This window comes from Microbacterium sp. LMI1-1-1.1 (assembly GCF_040815675.1).
In the GTDB taxonomy this organism is placed as follows: domain Bacteria; phylum Actinomycetota; class Actinomycetes; order Actinomycetales; family Microbacteriaceae; genus Microbacterium.
Genome location: NZ_JBFPNN010000001.1, coordinates 822,419 through 842,046 on the forward strand (window position 1 = coordinate 822,419; position 19,628 = coordinate 842,046).

General features: G+C 72.6%; 17 protein-coding genes. 4 read left to right on the forward strand and 13 right to left on the reverse strand.

What is annotated here, in order from left to right:
* Positions 1 to 2 precede the first annotated feature (2 nt).
* The 3 genes from pyrR to MRBLMI1_RS03860 all read right to left on the reverse strand — a co-directional run bounded on the left by pyrR (position 3) and on the right by MRBLMI1_RS03860 (position 3,101).
* The gene (gene pyrR / locus MRBLMI1_RS03850; RefSeq protein WP_367726815.1) at positions 3 to 536 is read right to left on the reverse strand and encodes a bifunctional pyr operon transcriptional regulator/uracil phosphoribosyltransferase PyrR; all 534 of its coding nucleotides are present in this window, start codon (positions 534 to 536) and stop codon (positions 3 to 5) included.
* Between the two features lie 209 nt (positions 537 to 745).
* Positions 746 to 1,375, reverse strand: coding sequence for a DUF1345 domain-containing protein (locus MRBLMI1_RS03855; RefSeq protein WP_367726816.1), 630 nt, complete (start codon positions 1,373 to 1,375; stop codon positions 746 to 748).
* Positions 1,376 to 1,544: 169 nt separating this feature from the next.
* Complete coding sequence (locus MRBLMI1_RS03860) at positions 1,545 to 3,101, reverse strand: Rieske 2Fe-2S domain-containing protein (protein ID WP_367726817.1); 1,557 nt, start codon at positions 3,099 to 3,101, stop codon at positions 1,545 to 1,547.
* A gap of 127 nt (positions 3,102 to 3,228) precedes the next feature.
* Here MRBLMI1_RS03860 and MRBLMI1_RS03865 point away from each other — a divergent pair, with 127 nt between their 5' ends.
* Positions 3,229 to 4,224, forward strand: coding sequence for a DUF2207 family protein (locus MRBLMI1_RS03865; RefSeq protein ID WP_367726818.1), 996 nt, complete (start codon positions 3,229 to 3,231; stop codon positions 4,222 to 4,224).
* Between the two features lie 49 nt (positions 4,225 to 4,273).
* On the opposite strand, the gene MRBLMI1_RS03870 is transcribed toward MRBLMI1_RS03865, so the two are convergent.
* The 5 genes from MRBLMI1_RS03870 to MRBLMI1_RS03890 all read right to left on the reverse strand — a co-directional run bounded on the left by MRBLMI1_RS03870 (position 4,274) and on the right by MRBLMI1_RS03890 (position 10,781).
* The gene (locus MRBLMI1_RS03870) at positions 4,274 to 7,369 is read right to left on the reverse strand and encodes a DEAD/DEAH box helicase (RefSeq protein WP_367726819.1); all 3,096 of its coding nucleotides are present in this window, start codon (positions 7,367 to 7,369) and stop codon (positions 4,274 to 4,276) included.
* 37 nt (positions 7,370 to 7,406) lie between these two features.
* The gene (gene nusB / locus MRBLMI1_RS03875) at positions 7,407 to 7,817 is read right to left on the reverse strand and encodes a transcription antitermination factor NusB (RefSeq protein ID WP_367726820.1); all 411 of its coding nucleotides are present in this window, start codon (positions 7,815 to 7,817) and stop codon (positions 7,407 to 7,409) included.
* A gap of 2 nt (positions 7,818 to 7,819) precedes the next feature.
* Positions 7,820 to 8,380, reverse strand: a complete 561-nt coding sequence (efp, locus tag MRBLMI1_RS03880) for an elongation factor P (RefSeq protein WP_367726821.1) — start codon at positions 8,378 to 8,380, stop codon at positions 7,820 to 7,822.
* A gap of 120 nt (positions 8,381 to 8,500) precedes the next feature.
* Positions 8,501 to 8,959 (reverse strand): type II 3-dehydroquinate dehydratase, encoded by a 459-nt coding sequence (locus tag MRBLMI1_RS03885; RefSeq protein ID WP_367726822.1) that lies wholly within the window; start codon positions 8,957 to 8,959, stop codon positions 8,501 to 8,503.
* Positions 8,960 to 8,972: 13 nt separating this feature from the next.
* Positions 8,973 to 10,781 carry a bifunctional sugar phosphate isomerase/epimerase/4-hydroxyphenylpyruvate dioxygenase family protein gene (locus tag MRBLMI1_RS03890; RefSeq protein WP_367726823.1) on the reverse strand — a complete coding sequence of 603 codons (1,809 nt, stop codon included), beginning with the start codon at positions 10,779 to 10,781 and terminating at the stop codon, positions 8,973 to 8,975.
* Between the two features lie 50 nt (positions 10,782 to 10,831).
* Between MRBLMI1_RS03890 and MRBLMI1_RS03895 the strand changes: the two genes are divergently transcribed.
* From MRBLMI1_RS03895 to MRBLMI1_RS03905, 3 genes are all read left to right on the forward strand, one after another.
* Entirely contained in the window at positions 10,832 to 11,464 is a 633-nt protein-coding gene (locus MRBLMI1_RS03895; protein ID WP_367726824.1) for a TetR/AcrR family transcriptional regulator, read from the forward strand.
* A gap of 162 nt (positions 11,465 to 11,626) precedes the next feature.
* Positions 11,627 to 12,508, forward strand: coding sequence for a shikimate dehydrogenase (locus MRBLMI1_RS03900; RefSeq protein WP_367726825.1), 882 nt, complete (start codon positions 11,627 to 11,629; stop codon positions 12,506 to 12,508).
* 13 nt (positions 12,509 to 12,521) lie between these two features.
* Positions 12,522 to 13,838 carry an MFS transporter gene (locus MRBLMI1_RS03905; protein WP_367726826.1) on the forward strand — a complete coding sequence of 439 codons (1,317 nt, stop codon included), beginning with the start codon at positions 12,522 to 12,524 and terminating at the stop codon, positions 13,836 to 13,838.
* A 333-nt stretch (positions 13,839 to 14,171) separates the two neighbouring features.
* Here MRBLMI1_RS03905 and aroB read toward each other — a convergent pair whose 3' ends face one another.
* Genes aroB through mltG form a run of 5 tightly spaced genes read right to left on the reverse strand, consistent with a single transcriptional unit; the run spans position 14,172 to position 19,628 of the window.
* On the reverse strand, positions 14,172 to 15,248 hold the full coding sequence (aroB, locus tag MRBLMI1_RS03910) for a 3-dehydroquinate synthase (protein ID WP_367726827.1): 1,077 nt from the start codon (positions 15,246 to 15,248) through the stop codon (positions 14,172 to 14,174).
* A complete protein-coding gene (locus MRBLMI1_RS03915) occupies positions 15,245 to 15,796 on the reverse strand; it encodes a shikimate kinase (RefSeq protein ID WP_367726828.1) in 552 nt (183 codons plus the stop codon). The genes aroB and MRBLMI1_RS03915 overlap by 4 nt, the downstream gene beginning before the upstream one ends.
* Complete coding sequence (gene aroC / locus MRBLMI1_RS03920) at positions 15,783 to 17,009, reverse strand: chorismate synthase (RefSeq protein WP_367726829.1); 1,227 nt, start codon at positions 17,007 to 17,009, stop codon at positions 15,783 to 15,785. Before aroC ends, MRBLMI1_RS03915 begins: the two co-directional genes overlap by 14 nt.
* A gap of 4 nt (positions 17,010 to 17,013) precedes the next feature.
* Positions 17,014 to 17,847, reverse strand: coding sequence for a shikimate dehydrogenase family protein (locus MRBLMI1_RS03925; protein WP_367726830.1), 834 nt, complete (start codon positions 17,845 to 17,847; stop codon positions 17,014 to 17,016).
* On the reverse strand, positions 17,841 to 19,628 hold the full coding sequence (gene mltG / locus MRBLMI1_RS03930; protein WP_367726831.1) for an endolytic transglycosylase MltG: 1,788 nt from the start codon (positions 19,626 to 19,628) through the stop codon (positions 17,841 to 17,843). The genes MRBLMI1_RS03925 and mltG overlap by 7 nt, the downstream gene beginning before the upstream one ends.

Here is a 19,628-nt window from a genome sequence, read left to right on the forward strand (position 1 = left end):
GGTCACCGCCCCTCGATCGTGACGGACTCGGCGCCGTCCACCTCGGCCAGGCGGACGTTGACGCGCTCGTCGCGCGCGCTCGGCAGGTTCTTGCCGACGAAGTCCGGGCGGATCGGCAGCTCGCGGTGGCCGCGGTCGATGAGGGTGGCCAGGCGGACCGCCGCGGGGCGACCGATGTCCTGCAGCGCGTCGAGCGCGGCGCGGATGCTGCGGCCCGAGAAGAGCACGTCGTCCACGAGGACGACGACCTTGCCGTCGATGCCGCCGGCGGGGATCTCGGTGCGGCGAGGGGCCCGAGTGGGATTGCGGTGCAGGTCGTCGCGGTACATCGTCACGTCGAGCGCGCCGACGGGGACGGGTGCTCCGCCGAACTCCGCCAGCAACGGGGCGATGCGATCGGCGAGGGTGACACCGCGGGTCGGGATGCCGAGGAGGACGAGTCCTTCCGGTCCCTTGTTGGACTCCAGGATCTCGTGCGAGATGCGCGTCAAAGCGCGGGCGATGTCGGCATCGTGCATGACGGTGCGCGTACTCATCCGCTGCTCCCTTCTCCGCCTCACGGGACGGGGTTAAAGGATGCCGTGGTTCTGCTCCAGCTTAGCGGGTGCGGCCACGCCGCCGCTGCTCACCGCCGCCGCGGCTCGTCGCCGCCGCTGTTCACCGCCGTGAAGGGAGGAGATGCGGCGAACGGAGGATGGATGCCACGGCATCCCTCCTCCCCTCCCGACATCTCCTCCGCCGGGGCTCAGCTCGACTGCGTGAGGCTGGTGATGAGGTTGATCGCCACCGCCACCGCGAACGTTCCGTAGAAGTACGCCAGAAGCGCATGCCCGAACGCGATCTTCCGCGACGGCGTGGACGACTGCGTGATACTGCTCGAGCTGTACGACATGCCGATGTTGAACGCGGCGTACGCGAAGTCGCTGTACGAGGGGTCCTCCTCCTGGTTGAAGGCGAACCGGTGACGGTCGTCGATGTAGTACATCCGCGCGTATTTGAACGCGAAGATCGTGTTGACGACCGCCCAGGCCGCGACCACGCCGACGACGGCGAGCAACGCCGACAGCGCCCCGACGAGGTCGTGCTGCTGGCTGCGGATGAGCGCGAGCACGACGCCCACCATGCCGATGAACGTGGCGGCGATGATGAGCGCGTCGACGAGACGGCGCGACTCGTCCTCGTGCATCGCCAGTTCCTGGGTCTTCTCGGGATCGGCAGGCCAGGCCCGCAGCCACGCCCACGTCAGGAACACGGTCGCGGCGACCGCCCATCCGATGAGCAGCGCCAGCTCGGGCGCCCCGAAGAACAGCGGGATCAGTCCGACGAGGATCCCCACCACCGCCCCGACGCCGGCCTTGCGTGCGATGTGCGTCATGGTGGTTCCCCTCCGTCGCGAGGAGGCACGGTCGCATCGGCCGGCGCCGGCGACCCACGGGCTTGACAGCCACGTCGCTGCTCACCGCGGCGAAAGGAGGAGAAACGAGGAGGGGAGGATGGATGCCACGGCATCCGCCCTCCCCTCCCGACATCTCCTCCGCCGGGCGTCAGCCGGCCGCGACCTCCGCGGGCGCCCGCGTCGAACGGATCGGGTGGCCCGTCGTCGTCAGGCAGCGGCCCGTGGCGAGGTCCCACTTCCAGTCGTGCAGGGAGCAGGTCAGGACGCCGTCCTCGATCTTGCCGGTCTTGGTCAGGTCCGCGCGCAGGTGCGGGCAGCGGCGCTGGACGGTCCAGCCGTCGATCTCGGCGTCCTCGGTCTGATCCGACTGCTCGGCGTACCAGTTCTCGACGTACTCGATGCGGTCGCGCGACAGGCACTTGAGGAACGTCGTGAGGAACTCGTTGAACTTGCCCGAGCGTCCGACCTCGAACTGCATCGACAGGAAGATCGAGTTGGACCAGTCGATCTCGTGATCGCGGATGTTCGTCGACACGAGGTCCGCCGGGATCGTGTACCAGTAGATGCACTCCTCGCCGGCGTACTCGCGCAGCTTCGCCTTGGGGAAGTCCACGACCATGTCGAGCTCGCCGATGCGGAAGCGCACCATGCCGCCGACGCCGTTGCGGATCGTGCGGGCACGGCGCAGCAGCGGCTCCCACCACTCCTTCAGCGCGGCGAGCATCTCGGCCGGCGGGATGATCTCGGCCCGGGATGCCACCTCGGCGCGGATCTCGTCCTGGCGGCTGTCCCGCTGCTCGGCGAGGTAGTTCCACTTGTCGCCGAAGACGCGCTCGATCTCGTCGTCCGTGTACAGCGTCTGCGTGACCGTGACGTCGGAGCCCTGCACCTCGACCTCGGTGCCGGGCAGGAACAGGTAGCCCTTCTGGTCCGGCCGCTGCTCCTTCATGTGCGCGAGGAACTCGCGCTGGTCCGTGAAGATCGAGTCGTTCTCGAGGCCGGTGCCGTTGTAGCGGAACAGCTCCTCGCGGAGGAACATCGGCGGGCCCGCCATGGGGAAGACGTGCTCGGCATCCACCTTCTCGATGTAGTACATCGCCCGCTTGTTCTGGGCGTCGCGCTTGAGCTTGGCGAAGTTCTGCTTGGCGTCCTGCGGCAGGTCGTAGACCATGGGCCACCAGATCGCGCCGGAGACCTGGGTGAAGTACGCGTCGGGCTTGCCGAAGTCGAAGAGCTTCTCGAGGTCGAGGGGGTGCGAGTCGTTCTGGTTGAGGATGGATGCCGTGCCGTCGTCGACCGAGAGCGACGAGTCGCCGATGGGGCCGTCGGAGGGCGCGCGCAACGGCGTGATCATGAGCTTCAGGTCGCCGAACTGCAGCGGCACGCCCGCCTCGGTGCGCACGAGGTTGGTGTAGCCGAGGGCGACGAGGTCCTGCTCGAGGTCGTCGGTGGGGTACTCGGGCAGCAGCACCTTGACGTCCTTCGGGACGAAGCGCTCGAGCGAGGCGGGATCGAAGTGATCGCGGTGCCGGTGCGAGATGTACAGGAAGTCGGCCTTGCCGAAACGCTCCCAGTCCAGCGCGCGGTTGTCGGGGAACGGGAACCACGAGCCGAAGAAGCTCGGCCCGATGACGGGGTCGCAGAGGATGCTGCCGCCGGCGGTCTCGATGAACATTCCCGCGTGGCCGAGGCCGGTGATCTTCATGTCGCTCCCGAGTCGAGGTCGTAACCTCAGAAGTCTACGCGGCGCTCGCCTGAACGGGCGGTGAGCGCGCCCCCGGGTCGGGCTCGGGATGCCACGCCCCGCCACCGGCGGGACCTACGCTGACGTCGTGGGTCTTGCTGTGCTCGTGGTGTCGTCGGCCGTGCTCGTCCTCGTCGCCGCGGTCGTGCTCCGCCGCCGGGTCGGCGCTCTGCCGCCGTCGACCGTCGTGGAGTACCTGCCGCTGCCGGGGGCCTCGGTCGTCGACGACGCGATCCTGGCGGGGAGGGAGCAGGTCGCCGTCGCCGCCGGTCTCATCGACCTCGTCGTGCGCGGCCGCGTGCGTCTGCTCACGGAAGAGGGAGTCGACCGGTCCGCCCTGGCCGTGCAGATCGTCGACGCCGACGCGCTCACGGCGGACGACCGGCGACTGCTCCGCGTCGTCGCGGGCACGGCGACTCCGAGCGGCGCGTCGCGACGCCTGCCGGGGCTTCATCCCGGCACGGCGGTGCGCGTACGGGCCTTCGTCGACGCGCGCGCCCGTCGCCTTCGCCGGGCGGGGCTGACCGCGGGCCGCACCCCGTGGCGGGGCGTCGTCCGCTGGTCGGCGGTCGCGGTGCTCGTCCTCGCCGTGCTCTCCGCCCTCGTCACGCCCGTCCCCGTCGTCCTGGTCCTCTCCGCCGTCGCCGCCGTGCTGGCCGCCGCCGGCCTCGTGGTGGTCCCGGCCGGCTCCGCGCGTCGTTTCACCCCGGCCGCCGCGGCCCGCCGCACGCACCTCGCGGGTCTGCGGGCGTACATGCGGGTGGGCGATGCCGCACGCCTGCGCGCGCTGCAGTCGCCGGCCGGCTCTCTCACGCCGGCGGGCGCGGACGTCTCGCGATTCGTGCTGAACGAGCGGCTCCTCCCCTACGCCATCGTCTTCGGGATCGAGAAGGCCTGGCTGCGTACCCTGCGGCTGGAGTTCGACGAGATGGGCGAGACCTCGCGCGACGCGCTCACCGTCACGGGCGACGGCCTGGCGCAGGCGCTCGACGTGCTCGTGACGGCGGGCGCACAGCGGGTGGTCGCCTCGGTCGCCGGCCGCATCGTCGACGCCGTCGGGAACGGGTTCGACCTGCTCCCTTAGCGGCACGCACCGACGCGGCGCCTCGGTCGCGGAGCCCCCGGCGCGGCGGTCAGGGACCGAGAAGGCCGCGGATGTCGTCGGCGTCGAGCGCCGCGGCGAACGCCTCGCCGTCGTCCATCACCGCCCGCGACAGCGCGGCCTTGCGGCGTTGCAGCGCGAGCACCTTCTCCTCGATCGTGCCCGCGGCGATGAGGCGGTAGACGAACACGCTCCGCGTCTGCCCGATCCGGTGGGCGCGGTCGACCGCCTGCGCCTCCGCGGCGGGGTTCCACCACGGGTCGAGGACGAACACGTACTCCGCCTCCGTGAGGGTCAGACCGAAGCCGCCCGCCTTGAGGCTGATGAGGAACACCGGCGCCGCTCCCCCGCGGAACCCCTCGACGACCTCGCCGCGTCGGGCCGTGCTGCCGTCGAGGTGGGCGAAGGCGAGGCCGGCGGCATCCAATCGTTCCGCCGTCAGGTCGAGGAACGACGTGAACTGGCTGAACACCAGCGCGCGGTGGCCCTCGGCGGCGACTTCGACGAGACGGTCGAGGAGCACGTCGAGCTTCGCCGAGCCGAGCGCGGCGTCGCGCTCGTCGACGAGGGCCGGGGCCAGCGCGAGCATACGCAGCAGGGTGAGCGAGCGGAACACGATGAACCGCTGGCGGTCCAGGTCGTCGAGCAGTCCGAGCACCTTCTGCCGCTCCCGCTGCAGCACCCGCTCGTACAGCTCGCGGTGCGCGGGCGCGAGCACGACGGCGATCTCCTGCTCCTGCTTGGGCGGGAGATCGGATGCCACGACCTCCTTCGTCCGCCGCAGCAGGAACGGCCGCACCCTCCGGCGCAGCCGGGCCAGGCTCGTCTCGCGGTGCGCGGCGGACGCCGCCGCGGACAGCGGCGTCGGCGCATCGTCGGGCACCTGCTCGATGGCGCGGACGTACTCCTCGCGGAACCGACGGGCGGAGGGGAACAGGCCGGGCGCAGTGAGGGCCAGCAGCGCCCACAGGTCGTCGAGGCCGTTCTCGATCGGGGTGCCCGTCACGGCGAAGACCGCGTCGGCGTGCAGAGCGGCGACGGCGCGGTGGGCGCGCGTCGCGGGGTTCTTCACGAACTGCGCCTCGTCGAGCACGACCCCCGCCCAGCGCGGCTGGCGGAACTCGACGTCGTCCGTGCGCACGACCCCGTACGAGGCGACGACGATGTCGGCGTCGGCGGCGAGGGCGGCGATGCTCCGGTCGCGGCGGACGGCGGTGGACTCGACGACCACGACGCGCAGCGACGGAGCGAACCGCGCCGCCTCATCACGCCAGGTCGGCAGCACCGACGTCGGCGCCACCACGAGCCACGGCCGCCTCTCCCCCTGCGCCTGCACGTGCGCGATCAGCGCGAGCAGCTGCACGGTCTTGCCCAGGCCCATGTCGTCCGCCAGGATGCCGCCCAGTCGGTGCCGGTGCAGCAGGGCGAGCCACGCGAGCCCGTCCCGCTGGTACGGGCGCAGCTCCGCGCGGAACCCCTCCGGCGTCGCGACCGGCGGGACCTCGGCGACGTCGCGCAGTGCGCGGGCGAGCTCCCGCCACTCGAGCGCGGCCTCGCTCTCGTCCGCGAGGTCCTCGAAGTCCGCCCACAGCGACACGTGCGTGCGCGGCAGGCGCGGGCCCGTCTCCCACTCGTCGAGCTCGGCGGCCTCCTCCAAGAGGTCGCGCAGGCGCTGCAGGGACGGATGCGAGAGCGAGAACCACGCGCCGTCGGACAGCTTGATGCGGGTCCGCCCGCGCGAGAGCGCCGTGAAGAGCGTCCCGAAGGGGATCGTCCGCCCGTCGATGACGACGACGATGCCGAGGTCGAACCAGTCGCGGTCGACGGAGGGGACGGCCGTGATGCGGAGGGACGGGTCACCGCGCAGCTCCCGGAACGACGGCTCCGTCCCCGTGACGGACACGCGGACGTCCGCGAGCACGTCGATCGCGGGGAGCACGCGGGTGGCGAACGCGGCGGCGTCGGCGTCGCGGAGGGTCTCGCGGGCGCGCAGCGGCAGGTCGGCCGCGGCGGCCCACACCGCGCCGACGCGGGCGGCGATCTCGTCCTCCGCGTCGATCCAGCGGTCGGGATCGGCGCCGGCGGACGGCCGGGCGGAATCGGCGCCCGCGGACGGCCGGGCGGGATCCGCGCCCGCGGGCGGCCGCGCGGGACCGGCGCCCGCGGACGGCCCGGCGGAATCCGCGCCCGCGGGCGGTCCGGCGGAATCCGCGCCCGACCCTCCGGCCGGCTCGAACGCCACGGACCGCGGGCCGGGGTAGCGCCAGCTCAGCACGTACGTCAGGGCGTCGTCGTCGAGATACGCCACGTCGACCTGCAGCACCGGCCGGGGCGGCGGCGGCGCCGGCACCCCCGCTCCGACGCTGACCGGCACACGCCGCGCGAGCCGGGGGTAGAGCTCGGCGAGGAACTCCTCCGTCTCGGCCGCCGGGACGTCGAGCGGCCCCGTCGCGAGCAGCGCCGGCAACGGATCGGGCAGGGCGACCGGCGCGAGCACGACGGGGATCGGGTCGCGGTCGACCTCGAACACGTAGACTCCGCTCCCGCCGAGGGGCCGGGCGCGGGCGGCATCCACTCCCCCACCGTCGATCTCGAGATCGACGGAGACCCGCAGGCCCCCGCCGCGCCGTCCGTCCACGGCGACGCGCGCGACGCCCTCGGTCGCGAGGCGCACCGTCTGCTGCGGGTGGAGGGCGACGAGGGGGATGCCGCGCTCCCGACCGTCGCGCAGGTGCGCCCAGAGGTGCGGCGAGGCGACGGAGTCGAGCACGAGGGCGTCGGACACGGCCGAGAACGGTCCCGTCGACTTCAGCGCCTGGGCGAGCGCGTGCAGCTCGGCGAACCACCGGACGACGTCGGGTGCGAAACGGTCGCGCGACCGGCGGACCGCGTCCCACGTCGCGTCGCCGCGGATCCAGGTGTCGCGCGCGCCGCGCACGAGCGGACGCACGGCCAGCTGCAGGTCGTCCTGCCGCTGGCCGAGCATGCGCGGCGTGACGGGCTCGACCGCGCGCGCCTCCCAGCGCCGCGGGTCGTACGCCTCGCGCTGGCGCAGCTCGACGCCGAGCGCGAGCGGCTCGTACGTCGGCGGCTCGGCGCCCGGCAGCAGATCGCGCCAGGAGCTCACGCGATCATCCTGCCGGGGGCCTCCGACATGCCGGGACTCAGGACGAGCGGGCGATCCGGGCCAGCACGCCGTGCACGAACGAGCCGGAGTCGTCGGTCGAGAACTCCTTGGCCAGCTCCACGGCCTCGTCGATGGCGACGGCGGTGGGCACGTCGTCGTTGTAGAGGATCTCCCACGTGCCGATGCGCAGCAGCGCCCGGTCGACGGCGGGCATGCGCTGGAGCGACCAGTCCTTGGCGAACGTCGTGATCTGCTCGTCGATCGCGTCGCGGTTGTCGATCACGCCGTCCACGATGTCGCGGGCGTAGAGCCACGAGGCCTCGCGCGCCGGCTCGGACGCCGCGCGCTTGGCCTCGGTGGCGAGCATGATCGCCAGCTCCTCGCCGCGCACGTCGGCCTGGAAGAGGATGTCGAGGGCGCGCTTGCGCGCCTTGGTACGGGCGCTCAACGTCAGCTGATGCGGCCGAGGTAGTCACCCGTACGGGTGTCGACCTTGACCTTGGTGCCGGCGTCGACGAACAGGGGGACCTGGATCTCGTACCCGGTCTCGACGGTCGCGGGCTTGGTGCCGGCCGACGAGCGGTCGCCCTGCAGGCCCGGCTCGGTGTACGTGATCTCGAGGACGACGGACGGCGGCATCTCGACGTAGAGCGGGTTGCCGTTGTTGAGGGCGATCTGCACCTGCTGGTTCTCGAGCAGGAAGTTCGCCGCGTCGCCGACGGTGGCCGCGCCCACGGTGATCTGGTCGTAGTCCGCGACGTCCATGAAGACGAAGCCGTCGCCGTCGTTGTAGAGGTAGGTGAAGTCGCGGCGGTCGACGTTCTCGATGTCGACCTTGGCGCCGGCGTTGAACGTGCGGTCGACGACCTTGCCGGACATGACGTTCTTCAGCTTCGTGCGGACGAACGCGCCGCCCTTGCCGGGCTTGACGTGCTGGAACTCCACGACGTTCCAGAGCTGACCGTCGATGTTCAGGACGACGCCGTTCTTGATGTCTGCGGTGGATGCCATGAGAGTCGATGTTCCGTTTCGTGAGTCGTGGTGGGCGAGAGCCCGACGTCCGAGTCTACGCGATGGCCTCGCCCCTGCCTCCACGTGCGCCATATGCGCGCCAGGACGCGCCGGCGCGGGTCAGCCGTCCGCCTGCCCGGTGATGACGTCGACGAGGAGGTCGACCGCCCGCGTGTAGCCGGGCACTCCCTCGCCGATGACGTGCACGACGGCGACGTCCTCGATGTACGAGAAGTGCCGGAAGCTCTCGCGCGCGCGGATGTCCGAGATGTGCACCTCCGCGACGGGCAGGGCGACGGATGCCAGGGCGTCCCGCAACGAGACGGAGGTGTGCGTCAGCCCGCCGGCGTTGATCACGACGCCGGCGCAGTCGAGGCGCCCCTCGTGGATCGCGTCGATCAGCACGCCCTCGTGGTTGCTCTGGATCGCACGGACCTCGAAGCCGTGCCGGGCGGCGGCCTCCGTGGTCACCCGCTCGACGTCGGCGAGGGTGTCCCGCCCGTAGATCTCGGGCTGACGGGTGCCGAGCAGGTTGAGGTTCGGCCCGTGGACGAGCAGGAGGCGGCGGGGGCGGGTCACGTCAGGCACGCTATCAGCGCCGTCCCTGCGCGGTGAGGCGCACCGGGGCCGTGCCCGCGCCGTAGCCGGCGTACGCGTCGACGCGTTCGACGAACTCGAAGAACACCTCGCCGATCGTGCGCGTGTAGAAGTGCAGGTACTCCCCCGTGTCGTCGCGGTCGTACCCGAGGTGCAGGTCGCGCAGGTCCTCGACCGCGGCGGGCGCCAGGTCGAAGCGGGCCGCGATGTCGTCGTAGTAGTTGTCCGGCATCTGCAGGGGCCGGAACCCGCGGTCGCGGGAGGACCGGGCGAGCCGCCGCACGTCGGTGCACGCGAACGCCACGTGCTGCGGCATCGCGGCGTCGGCGAGGATCGGCGGGCCCACGTTCAGCGGGATGCGCACGCCCCCGCCCGGCGAGGTGAGGACGCGGCTCGCGACGAGACCCTGCGGGCCGGGGACGTCGGTGCTGCTGTCGAGGCCGAGCGCGAACCCCGCCGTGTAGAAGAGGATCGCCTCGTCGATCGCGTGCCACGGCTGGGTGAGGCTCACGTGGTCGACACGCGAGATCGGCGCGGGTCGCTGCCTCTCCCCGTGCTCGAACTCCCGGACCCAGGCCGGATCGCCCTCGTCCGCCGCCTGCGCCCAGTACACCTCGGTGCCGTCCGGCGCGACGGCGCCGTCGAGCCGCTCCTCCGACGCGTAGGTGCGGCGGTACGCGCGGGGCACGCGCAGCCCCCGCATGCGGAGGTCCACGGCCTCGGCGTCGTCGACCTCGAACCCGACCGCGGCGAGACGGGGCGGCCAGCCCCGGGCGTGCTGTTCGTTGAGCACGACGCGGGCCGCGCCCGCGACCCACAGGGTGACGGGCTTCGTGCGGTGGCGCCCGCGGGACGTGAAGCCGAGCTGGGCCAGCAGCTCCTCGATCGCCGAGGTGTCCTCGGCTTTGACCTCGACGAAGTCGATGCCGGACGGAGCGGCGGAGTCGGGCAGCATCGCGAAGTCGTGCCGCGAGGCCGTGGCATCCGGAGCCGTCCGCGCCACCGCGTCCTCGAGCCAGCGGAGGGACCGCCGGGCGTGCAGCGCGGTGCGGCCGGGATCGGTCTGCCGGAAGGTGTCGTTGAAGACCTCGAGCGACCACGGGCCGTCGTACCCGGTGCCGGCGATGAGCCCGGTGAACGTCGCGAGGTCGAAGTCGCCCTCCCCCGGGAACAGGCGGTGGTGCCGGCTCCACGACAGCACGTCCATGCTGAGGCGCGGGGCGTCGGCGAGCTGGACGAAGAAGATCCTCCCGCCCGGAATGTCCGCGATGGCGGCCGGGTCGTGGCCGCGCGACAGGATGTGGAACGAGTCCAGGCACACGCCCACCGCGGGGTGGTCGGCGAGCTGGACGACCCGCCAGGCGCGGCGGTAGTCGTCGATGAACCGCCCCCAGGCCAGAGCCTCGAAGGCGATGCGGATGCCGAACCGCTGGGCGAGGTCGCCCAGCCGGCGGAGCTGGTCCGCGGAGACCTCGTCGTCGTCGACCGTCGCGGTGGCGACGTTGCTGCAGCAGAGGACGGTGTCGATGCCGAGACGTCCCATCAGGCGGAACTTGGCCTCGGCTCGGCGCAGCACCGCCGCGAAGGCCTCCTCGTCGACACCCTCGACGTCGCGCATCGGCTGGTACAGGTCGAGCGTGAGGCCGAGGCGGGCGGCCAGCGCCGCGATCTCCTCGGGGCTCTCGGGGGCGGCGAGAAGGTCCGGCTCGAAGATCTCCACGCCGTCGAAGCCGGCGTCCGCGCAGGCGCGGAGCTTGTCGGCCAGGGTGCCGCTGATGCAGACGGTCGCCATCGAGGTCCTCATGGCGGCCGAATGTACCAGTTGGTACAAAAGCCGTCCACTATCCTGGCCCGATGGCCGAGGCACGTCGAGACGCCGAACGCACGCGCTCCGAGCTCCTGTCGGTGGCCACCGAGGTCTTCGCCGAGGACGGCTTCTCCGGCGCCCGGGTCGACGAGATCGCCGCGCGCACCCGCACCACCAAGCGGATGATCTACTACTACTTCGGCGGCAAGGAAGGCCTCTACCGGGCCGTGCTCGAAGAGGCCTACCGCGGCATCCGCGAGGCCGAGCGCACGATCGACGTCGCGCACGCGGACCCCCTGGATGCCATCCGCACCCTGGCCGAGCTGACCTACGACCACCACGTGGGGCACGACGCCTTCATCCGCCTCGTCGCGATCGAGAACATCCACCGCGGGGAGTTCGTCCGGCAGATCGAGGCGCTGCGGGCCCAGTCCCAACCGGCGGTCGGCCGGATCGACGAGATCCTCGAGCGCGGCCGGGCCGCCGGCGTCTTCCGGGCGGACGTCGACGCGCTCGACGTGCACCTGGTCATCAGCTCCTACTGCGTCTTCCAGGTGGCGAACCGCTACACCTTCGGCCACCTGTTCGACGTCGACCTCGCCGCCCCGGACCGCCGCCCGCACCTGCGCGCCGTGATCGGCGACCTCGTCGTCAGCTGGCTCACCGCACCCCGGCGGTGACCGGACCGGGATGCCGCGGCCCCGAGCCGGCGGTGCCAGGGAAGGTCTCGCGGCGGCGAGCCCGCGGCATCCGGATCCGTCGTTGACACGATCGCGCCGAGGTGGTTTCCTCTGAACGTACCGGTTAGTACATAGCCGGGATCCGGGAGACGAAGGAGTACCGTGATCGACGCGCACCCGTACCTCGTCGGCTTGATCGGCACGGGGGTCCTCCCCTCGCTGACGCCGCCGATGCACATGGCCGAGGCCCGCGCCCTCGGCCTGACCTACGTCTACCGCCCCCTCGACCTGACGAGCATGGGCGTCGATCCCGAGCGGGTCGGCGACGTGCTCGCGTGGGCGGAGCGCCTGGGCTACGACGCCGTCAACGTGACGCACCCCTGCAAGCAGCTCGTGCTGGCCCACCTCGACCGTGTCGACCCCGTGGCCGCCGCCCTCGGTGCCGTGAACACTGTGCTGTTCACCCCGAACGGCCGCGTCGGCCACAACACCGACACGACCGGCTTCGCCGCCGCCTTCGCCGACGGCCTGCCCGGCGCCGCGACCGACCACGTCGTGCAGCTGGGCGCGGGCGGGGCCGGCTCCGCCGTCGCCGACGCGCTGCTGCGCCGGGGGACCGGGCGCCTCAGCATCGTCGACCTCGACCTCGCGCGCGCCCGCGCCCTGGCCGACGACCTCAGCGCGCGGCATCCCCTCGCCCTCGTCGACACGGCCGAGCCCGCTCGCCTCGGCGAGGTCCTGGCCGGCGCGGACGGACTCGTCCACTGCACCCCGGTCGGCATGGCCGAGCACCCGGGGCTGCCCCTCGACGAGGACCTGCTGCGCCCCGAGCTGTGGGTGGCCGACATCGTCTACCGGCCGCTCGACACGGCCCTCCTCACCACCGCGCGCGAGCGCGGCTGCCGCACGCTCAGCGGCGGACGCATGGCGGTCCACCAGGCCGTCGACGCGTTCCACCTCATCACCGGGACGCGACCCGATCCCGACCGCATGACCGCCCATTTCCTCGATCTCGTCGCCGCCGGCGACGTCCTCGCCCGCTAAGGAGCACTCGTCCATGACCACCACCGCAACGACGCGGAAGACCCCCGTGAAGGCCGCCGCCGCGAGCTTCATGGGCAGCGCCGTGGAGTACTACGACTTCTTCCTGTTCGGCTCCGCCGCCGCTCTCATCTTCCCGACGGTGTTCTTCCCGTCGGGTGACGAGGCCGCCCTGGTGATGTCGTTCGCGACCTTCGGCTTCGCCTACGTCGCCCGCCCCTTCGGCGCCGTCATCCTCGGTCACTTCGGCGACCGCATCGGGCGCCAGAAGGTCCTGATGTTCACTCTCCTGCTGATGGGCCTGTCGACCTTCGTGATCGGCTGCCTCCCCGGCTTCGCGCAGATCGGGTGGTTCGCCCCGGCGCTGCTCGTCCTCTGCCGCCTCGCGCAGGGCCTCTCGGCCGCCGGCGAGCAGGCGGGGGCGTCGTCGCTGACGCTCGAGCACGCCCCGGACCGCCGGCGCTCGTTCTTCACCTCGTGGACGCTCACCGGCACGCAGGGCGGGCAGATCCTCGCCGCGCTCGTCTTCATCCCCGTCGTCGCGCTCCCCGACGAGATCAAGTTCTCGTGGGGCTGGCGCGTGCCGTTCTGGCTGAGCGCCGTCGTGGTCGTCGTGGCCTTCTTCATCCGCCGGAGCCTGCACGAGACCCCCGAGTTCGAGCAGGCCAAGGCCTCCGGACAGATCGCCCGGATGCCGCTGGTGCCGCTGCTGCGCGACCACTGGCGCGACGTGCTCCGCGTCATCTGCTGCGCGTTCATCGCGGCCGTGTCGACCGTGTTCGGCAACCTCGCCATCGCCTACGGCAAGCAGGAGGGTCTCGCTGAGAGCCTGACCCTGTGGCTCGTCGTCGTCGCCAACCTCGTCGCACTGTTCACGCAGCCGATGTTCGGCCGCCTGGCCGACCGGATCGGCCGCAAGCCCGTGTTCGTGTACGGCGCACTGTCGTCGGCGGCGTTCATGCCGTTCTACATGCTGTCGATGGGCGCGGGGAACGACGTCGTCACGTTCGCCCTCGCCGTGCTCACCTTCTCGTTCGGATACGCGGCCGCCAACGCCGTGTGGCCGTCGTTCTACGGCGAGATGTTCAGCACGCGCGTCCGCTTCTCCGGCATGGCGATCGGCACCCAGCTCGGCTTCCTCATGGCCGGGTTCGCGCCCAGCATCGTCGCGGCCCTCGGCGGCGTCGCGGAGGGCGGCTGGGTCGTCATCAGTGTCTTCACCGCGGTGATCGCGATCATCGCGTCGGTCAGTGCGCTGACGGCCCGCGAGACCCGCGACGTGCCGACCGAGCAGCTGGGCCTGGCCGCCGAGCGCGAGCCCGCCCGGGTCTGACCCGCGCCGAAAGGCCCCGTCTCCTCCGGGAGGCGGGGCCTTCTTGCGCGCTCCCCCGCACTGTTCCGCGCTCCCCCGCCGCCTTCTGCCGGGGCCCCGGGGCCGGGACCCGGAGCGCTGACTTGCCGCAAATGCACACCGGGCAGCGCCCGCCGCGTGCGTTTGCGCCAAGTCAGCGCAAGAGCGGGCCGCACCCCCGGGGCCGGAACCCTGGGGCGCTGACTTGCCGCAAATGCACACCGGGCAGCACCCATCGCGTGCATCTGCGGCAAGTCAGCGCGAAAGTGGGGCGCACCCCTCGCGGCAGGGGTCAGCACGAAGGGAGGGCGGGAGCTACGCCCCGACCTCCTGGTACGCGGCGAACAGCAGCGACTCGTCGGGCGCCTGCAGCACCGTCGGGCGGGCGAGGTCGTCGAGGACGATGAACCGCAGCATGCTCCCGCGGCTCTTCTTGTCGCGCTGCATGGTGGCCTTCAGCGTCTGGAACGCGCCCGCGCGGTACGTCGTCGGCAGCCCGAGCGACTCCAGCACGGTGCGGTGGCGCTGGGCGACGTCGTCGGACAGCCGTCCGGCCAGACGCGACAGCTCGGCGGCGAACACCATCCCCACCGAGATCGCCGCGCCGTGCCGCCAGCGGTACCGCTCGGCGTGCTCGATCGCGTGGCCGAGGGTGTGGCCGTAGTTCAGCACCTCGCGCAGGCCCGCCTCGCGGAGGTCCTCCCCCACGACGCGAGCCTTCATGTCGATCGCGAGCTCGACGCACCGGCGGAACTCGTCGCTCCGGGGGTCGACGACCCGCTCGGGGTCGGCCTCGATCAGGTCGAGGATCTCGGGATGCCAGATGAACCCGGCCTTCACGACCTCGGCGAAGCCCGCGGTGGCCTCGTTCCGCGACAGCGTGTCGAGCAGGTCGAGGTCGCACACGACCGCGACGGGCGGCCAGAACGCGCCGACGAGGTTCTTGCCCTCGGCGGTGTTGATCCCGGTCTTCCCGCCGACGGCGGCGTCCACCATGCCGAGGACAGTCGTCGGCACCTGTACGAGCGCGACGCCGCGCAGCCACGTCGCGGCGACGAAGCCGGCGAGGTCGGTGACCGCTCCCCCGCCGAACCCAACGACGACGTCGGTGCGGGTGAAGTCCGCCTGACCCATCACCTGCCAGCAGAACGCCGCGACCTCGACACGCTTGCCCGCCTCGGCGTCGGGGATCTCGGCCAGCAGCACCTGACGGTCGCCCATCAGCTGCGACCGCAGGGCCTCCGCCTGCGCGGCGAGGGTCGGCGGGTGCACCACCAGGACCTTCCGCGCCGCGGCGGGCAGCGTGTCCGCGAGCGAGGCGAGCAGGCCGCGGCCGATCGTGATGTCGTAGCCGGGGTCGCCGGCGACGCTGATGGTGGTGGTGTCGGTCATGCCGTCTCTCCGGCCGGCACACGGCGTGCCCAGGCCACGATGTCGTCGACGACGCGCGCGAGCGGTCCCGACGAGGTGTCGAAAGCGATGTCGGCGGCCTGCTCGTAGACCGGTCGCCGCTCCTCGTAGATGCGCTGCCAGCGGACCACGGGGTCCTCCCCGCCGAGGAGAGGCCGGTCATCGCCGTGGATGCGGGATGCCACGACGTGAGGGGCCACCGTCAGCAGGACGACGCGGTGGGCCGTCAGGCGCTCGCGCGTCTGCGGGTCCAGCACCGCCCCGCCCCCGAGCGCGACCACGCCGCCGCGGCCGAGGGCCTCGACGACGGCCTCGCGCTCGAGCGCTCGGAAGTGGGCCTCGCCATGCGCGAGGAACAGGTCGCGGATCGGCCCGTGGTCGCGGACGACGATCTTGTCCGTGTCGCTGAACGAGGCGCCCAGCGCCCGGGCGACGCGGCGCCCCACGCTCGTCTTGCCCGCCCCCATCGGTCCGATGAGGACGACCGCGGCGCCGGGGAGCTCTGCCGGCGCGCCGTCAGACGAGGTCATGCGCGAGGAGCGCGGCGTCCGACGCGTCGGTGCTGCGCAGGGTCTGCGGCAGGCTCGCGAGGTACGCGTCGAGGTTGCGCTTGGTCTCGGCCACGTTGTCGCCGCCGAACTTCTCCAGCACGGCGTCGGCGAGGGTGATCGCCGTCATGGCCTCCGCGACGACGCCCGAGGCGGGCACGGCGCACACGTCGGAGCGCTGGTGGTGCGCCGAGGCGGTCTCGCCCGTGGCGACATCGACCGTCCGCAGCGCCTTCGGCACCGTCGCGATCGGCTTCATCCCCGCGCGCACGCGGAGCACGGTGCCGGTGGACATGCCGCCCTCGGTGCCGCCGGCGCGGTCGGTGGAGCGGGTGATGCCGTCCTCGGTCTGGAACAGCTCGTCGTGCGCCTGCGAACCGCGGCGGGTGGTCGTGAGGAAGCCGTCGCCGACCTCGACGCCCTTGATCGCCTGGATGCTCATCAGGGCCTGGGCGAGCTTGGCATCCAGTCGCCGGTCCCACTGGACGTGCGAACCGAGCCCCGGCGGAACGCCGTAGGCGAGCACCTCGACGATGCCGCCGAGGGTGTCGCCCGCCTTCTTCGCGTCGTCGACCTCGGCGACCATCGCGGCGGAGGTCTCCGGGTGGAAGCACCGCAGCGGGTCGGCGTCGAGCGCGTCCACGTCGTCGGGCGTGGGGAACGGCGCGTCCTCGGGCACCCGGACCGGGCCGATCGAGAGCGTGTGGCTGACGAGGCGGATGCCGAGCTCGGCGAGGAAGGCGCGGGCGACGGCGCCGAGCGCGACGCGCGCGGCGGTCTCGCGGGCCGAGGCGCGCTCGAGGATGGGACGCGCCTCGTCGAAGCCGTACTTCTGCATGCCCACGAGGTCGGCGTGGCCGGGGCGGGGGCGCGTCAGCGCCGCGCCGCGTCCACGCGAGCGGTCCGACAGCTCGACGGGCTCCGGGTTCATGACCTCGACCCACTTCGGCCACTCGGTGTTGCCGATGCGCAGGGCGATGGGGCTGCCGATCGTGTAGCCGTGGACGATGCCCGTCGACAGCGACAGCTCGTCCTCCTCGAACTTCATCCGCGAGCCGCGGCCGTAGCCGAGCTTGCGGCGGGCCAGATCGGCGCGGATCTGGGCGGGCGAGATGGGAACGCCCGCGGGCATCCCCTCCATGAGGGCGACCAGTTCGGGGCCGTGGGACTCTCCGGCCGTCAGTACGCGCAGCATTCGTCTAGTCTCCCACGAGCGCGGCGCGCATTGCGGCCAGCACCGCGTCCTCGCGGTCGAGCGGCAGGGCCGGGTCGCCGCCGACGAACACGCGCACCTGCAGCAGCGCCTGGTGCAGCAGCATCCCGCGTCCGTCGTGGGCGTCCCGGCCGGCACGCCGCCAGGCCTGCGCGAGCGGGGTCGGCCATCCGCCGTAGACGACGTCGACGAGCGGGCCCCCGACGGATGCCAGCGCGTCGGCGATCGGACCGAGGTCGGTCCCGCCGGGCAGCGTCGCGATCGTGACGTCGACGGGCTCCGGCGCGGACGCGTCCAGGACCGGCGTGGTCACGGCGACGCCGAGGTCCTCGCCGAGCGCCCGCAGCGGCTCCGCGGCCTCGGGACGCCGGGCGCGCACCTCGATCTCGCGCGCCCCCGAGCCCGCGGCCGAGACCAGCGCCGACGTGGCGGTCGCCCCCGCACCGAGGATGCGCACGCGCCGCGGGGCGGCGACGCCGTAGTCGACGAGCGCCCGGGCGAGACCGGCGACGTCGGTGTTGAACCCGCGCGGTCCGTCCTCGCCCAGCAGCAGCGTGTTGACAGCGCCCGTGCGCCGCGCGTCGTCGTCGAGGGTCACCGCATGGCGCGCGGCGGCGTGCTTGAGCGGCATCGTCAGCGACAGCCCGCGCCAGGCGGCATCCAATCCCTCCACGGTCGGGACGAAGGACGTCTCGGCGACCTGCCGCCGGCCGTACTGCCAGTCCAGGCCGAGCTCGGCGTACGCCGCGGCGTGCAGGCGGGGCGACCGTGAATGCGCGATCGGGTCGCCCCAGACCTCCAGTCGGTGGCCCGTCAGCATCCGGCGTCGGGGTTGTCGGCGCACCACGCGCGCCACTGGTCCACGGCCTTGAGGTGCTCGGAGTAGGTGCTCGTGAAGACGGTCTCGCCGGTGTTGAGGTTGACCGTGACGAAGTAGAGCCACGGGCCGTCGGCGGGCTTCATGGCGGCGTCGATCGCCTGGTCGCCGGGGTTGGCGATCGGCCCCTTCGGCAGACCCGGGTACATGTACGTGTTCCACGGGTTGTCGGAGTTGCGCGCCTCCTCCGAGGTGCTCACGCTGCCGCTGGCCATTTCGCCCGCGCCGTACTGCACGGTGGAGTCCATCTCGAGCTTGCCGAAGGTCTCCTGGTTGGAGGGGTCGAGTCGGTTCTCGATGACCCGCGAGACCTTGTAGAAGTCCTCGGAGAAGCGCGCTTCGCGCTCGATGATGGATGCCACGGTGAGGATGCGCTCGCGGTCGTCGACGGGCACGCCGGCGGTGTCGAGGGACTGCACGGTGCGGTCGACCATGCGGGCGATCACATCGGTCGCCGAGACGCCCTCGTCGAAGTCGTAGGTGGCGGGGAACAGCCATCCCTCGAGGGTGTCCGCCGCGACGCCGTAGGCGGCGGGGTCGGCGGTCGCGGCCTGCAGGTCCTCGAGGGGGAGGCCGAGCTGCTCGGAGACGGCCTGGAGTGACTGCTCCACCGTCAGGCCCTCGCGCAGCTGCACGGTGTTGTTCAGGCGGCTGTCGGGGTTCTGCAACATCTTCAGCACCGCGGCCGAGGTCATCTGCTGCTGCAGACGGTAGACCCCGGGCTGGAAGGTGAAGACCACGTTGTTCTCGACCATGTACCGGTAGAGCGCGTCGGAGGTCTTCGTCACCCCGGCATCGAACAGCTTCGGCGAGACGGAGGCCCCGGTGTCACCGGAGACGATCGTCACGCGCGCCTCGCCCGTGGCCATGCCCTCCTCGTAGTCGAGGGGCTCGCTCGCGCCGAAGAAGCTCTGGACGCGATCGCCGTACGTGTTCCAGAGGTTCACGCCGACGAGGACGAGGGCGCCGATGAGCACGACGGAGATCGCGAGGGCGATCCAGCCGCCCATCCGGCGGCGGCGGCGCGGCGGGCGCGGCGGCGTCGAGCCGATCTGCTCAGTGCTCGCGGCCCCCGTGAACAGGTCTTCGAGGGAGCCGGAGGGCGCAGGACGGCCGGCGGAGGCGGCTCCCCCACCGGCAGCGGCCGCACCGACCCCGGCGAGGACCGGCTCGCGACGGCGCTCGGCGGCCTGGTCGTCCGCGGTCTCCGCGGCGCGCGGCGCGGGGACGGGCTCGGCGCGGCGGGCGGCGTCGTAGCGGCGCACGGGACCGGCGGCGGCCGATGCGGCGGCAGGACGGGATGCCGCCGGGCGCTCGGACGGGGCGGGGCGGGATGCCGCCGGGCGCTCGGACGGGGCGGGGCGGGACGCCGCGGGGCGCGAGGCGATGGCCTCGTCGGACACGGCCGGGCGGGGCGCGGCGGCGGCGGTCGAGGCCGAACGTGGCGCGGCGGCGTCGCTCACGGCCGAACGTGGCGCGGCGGCGTCGGTCACGGCCGGACGGGGCGCGGGGGTCTCCGGCGACGGCGCGGTCGAGGACGGTGCGTCGGGGTCCGCCGACTGCTGCGGCGTCTCGCCCGTGCGGGCGCGGCGGGCCTCGCGCGCGGCGCGGCGCGACTGCGGGGGCTCGTCGGCGTCGCGCGGCGTCGGCGCCGCACCGTTTCCGGGCAGACGCGAGAAGAGGTCTGCGAACGCGTCGTCGGTGGAGGGGTCGTTCTCGGGCAT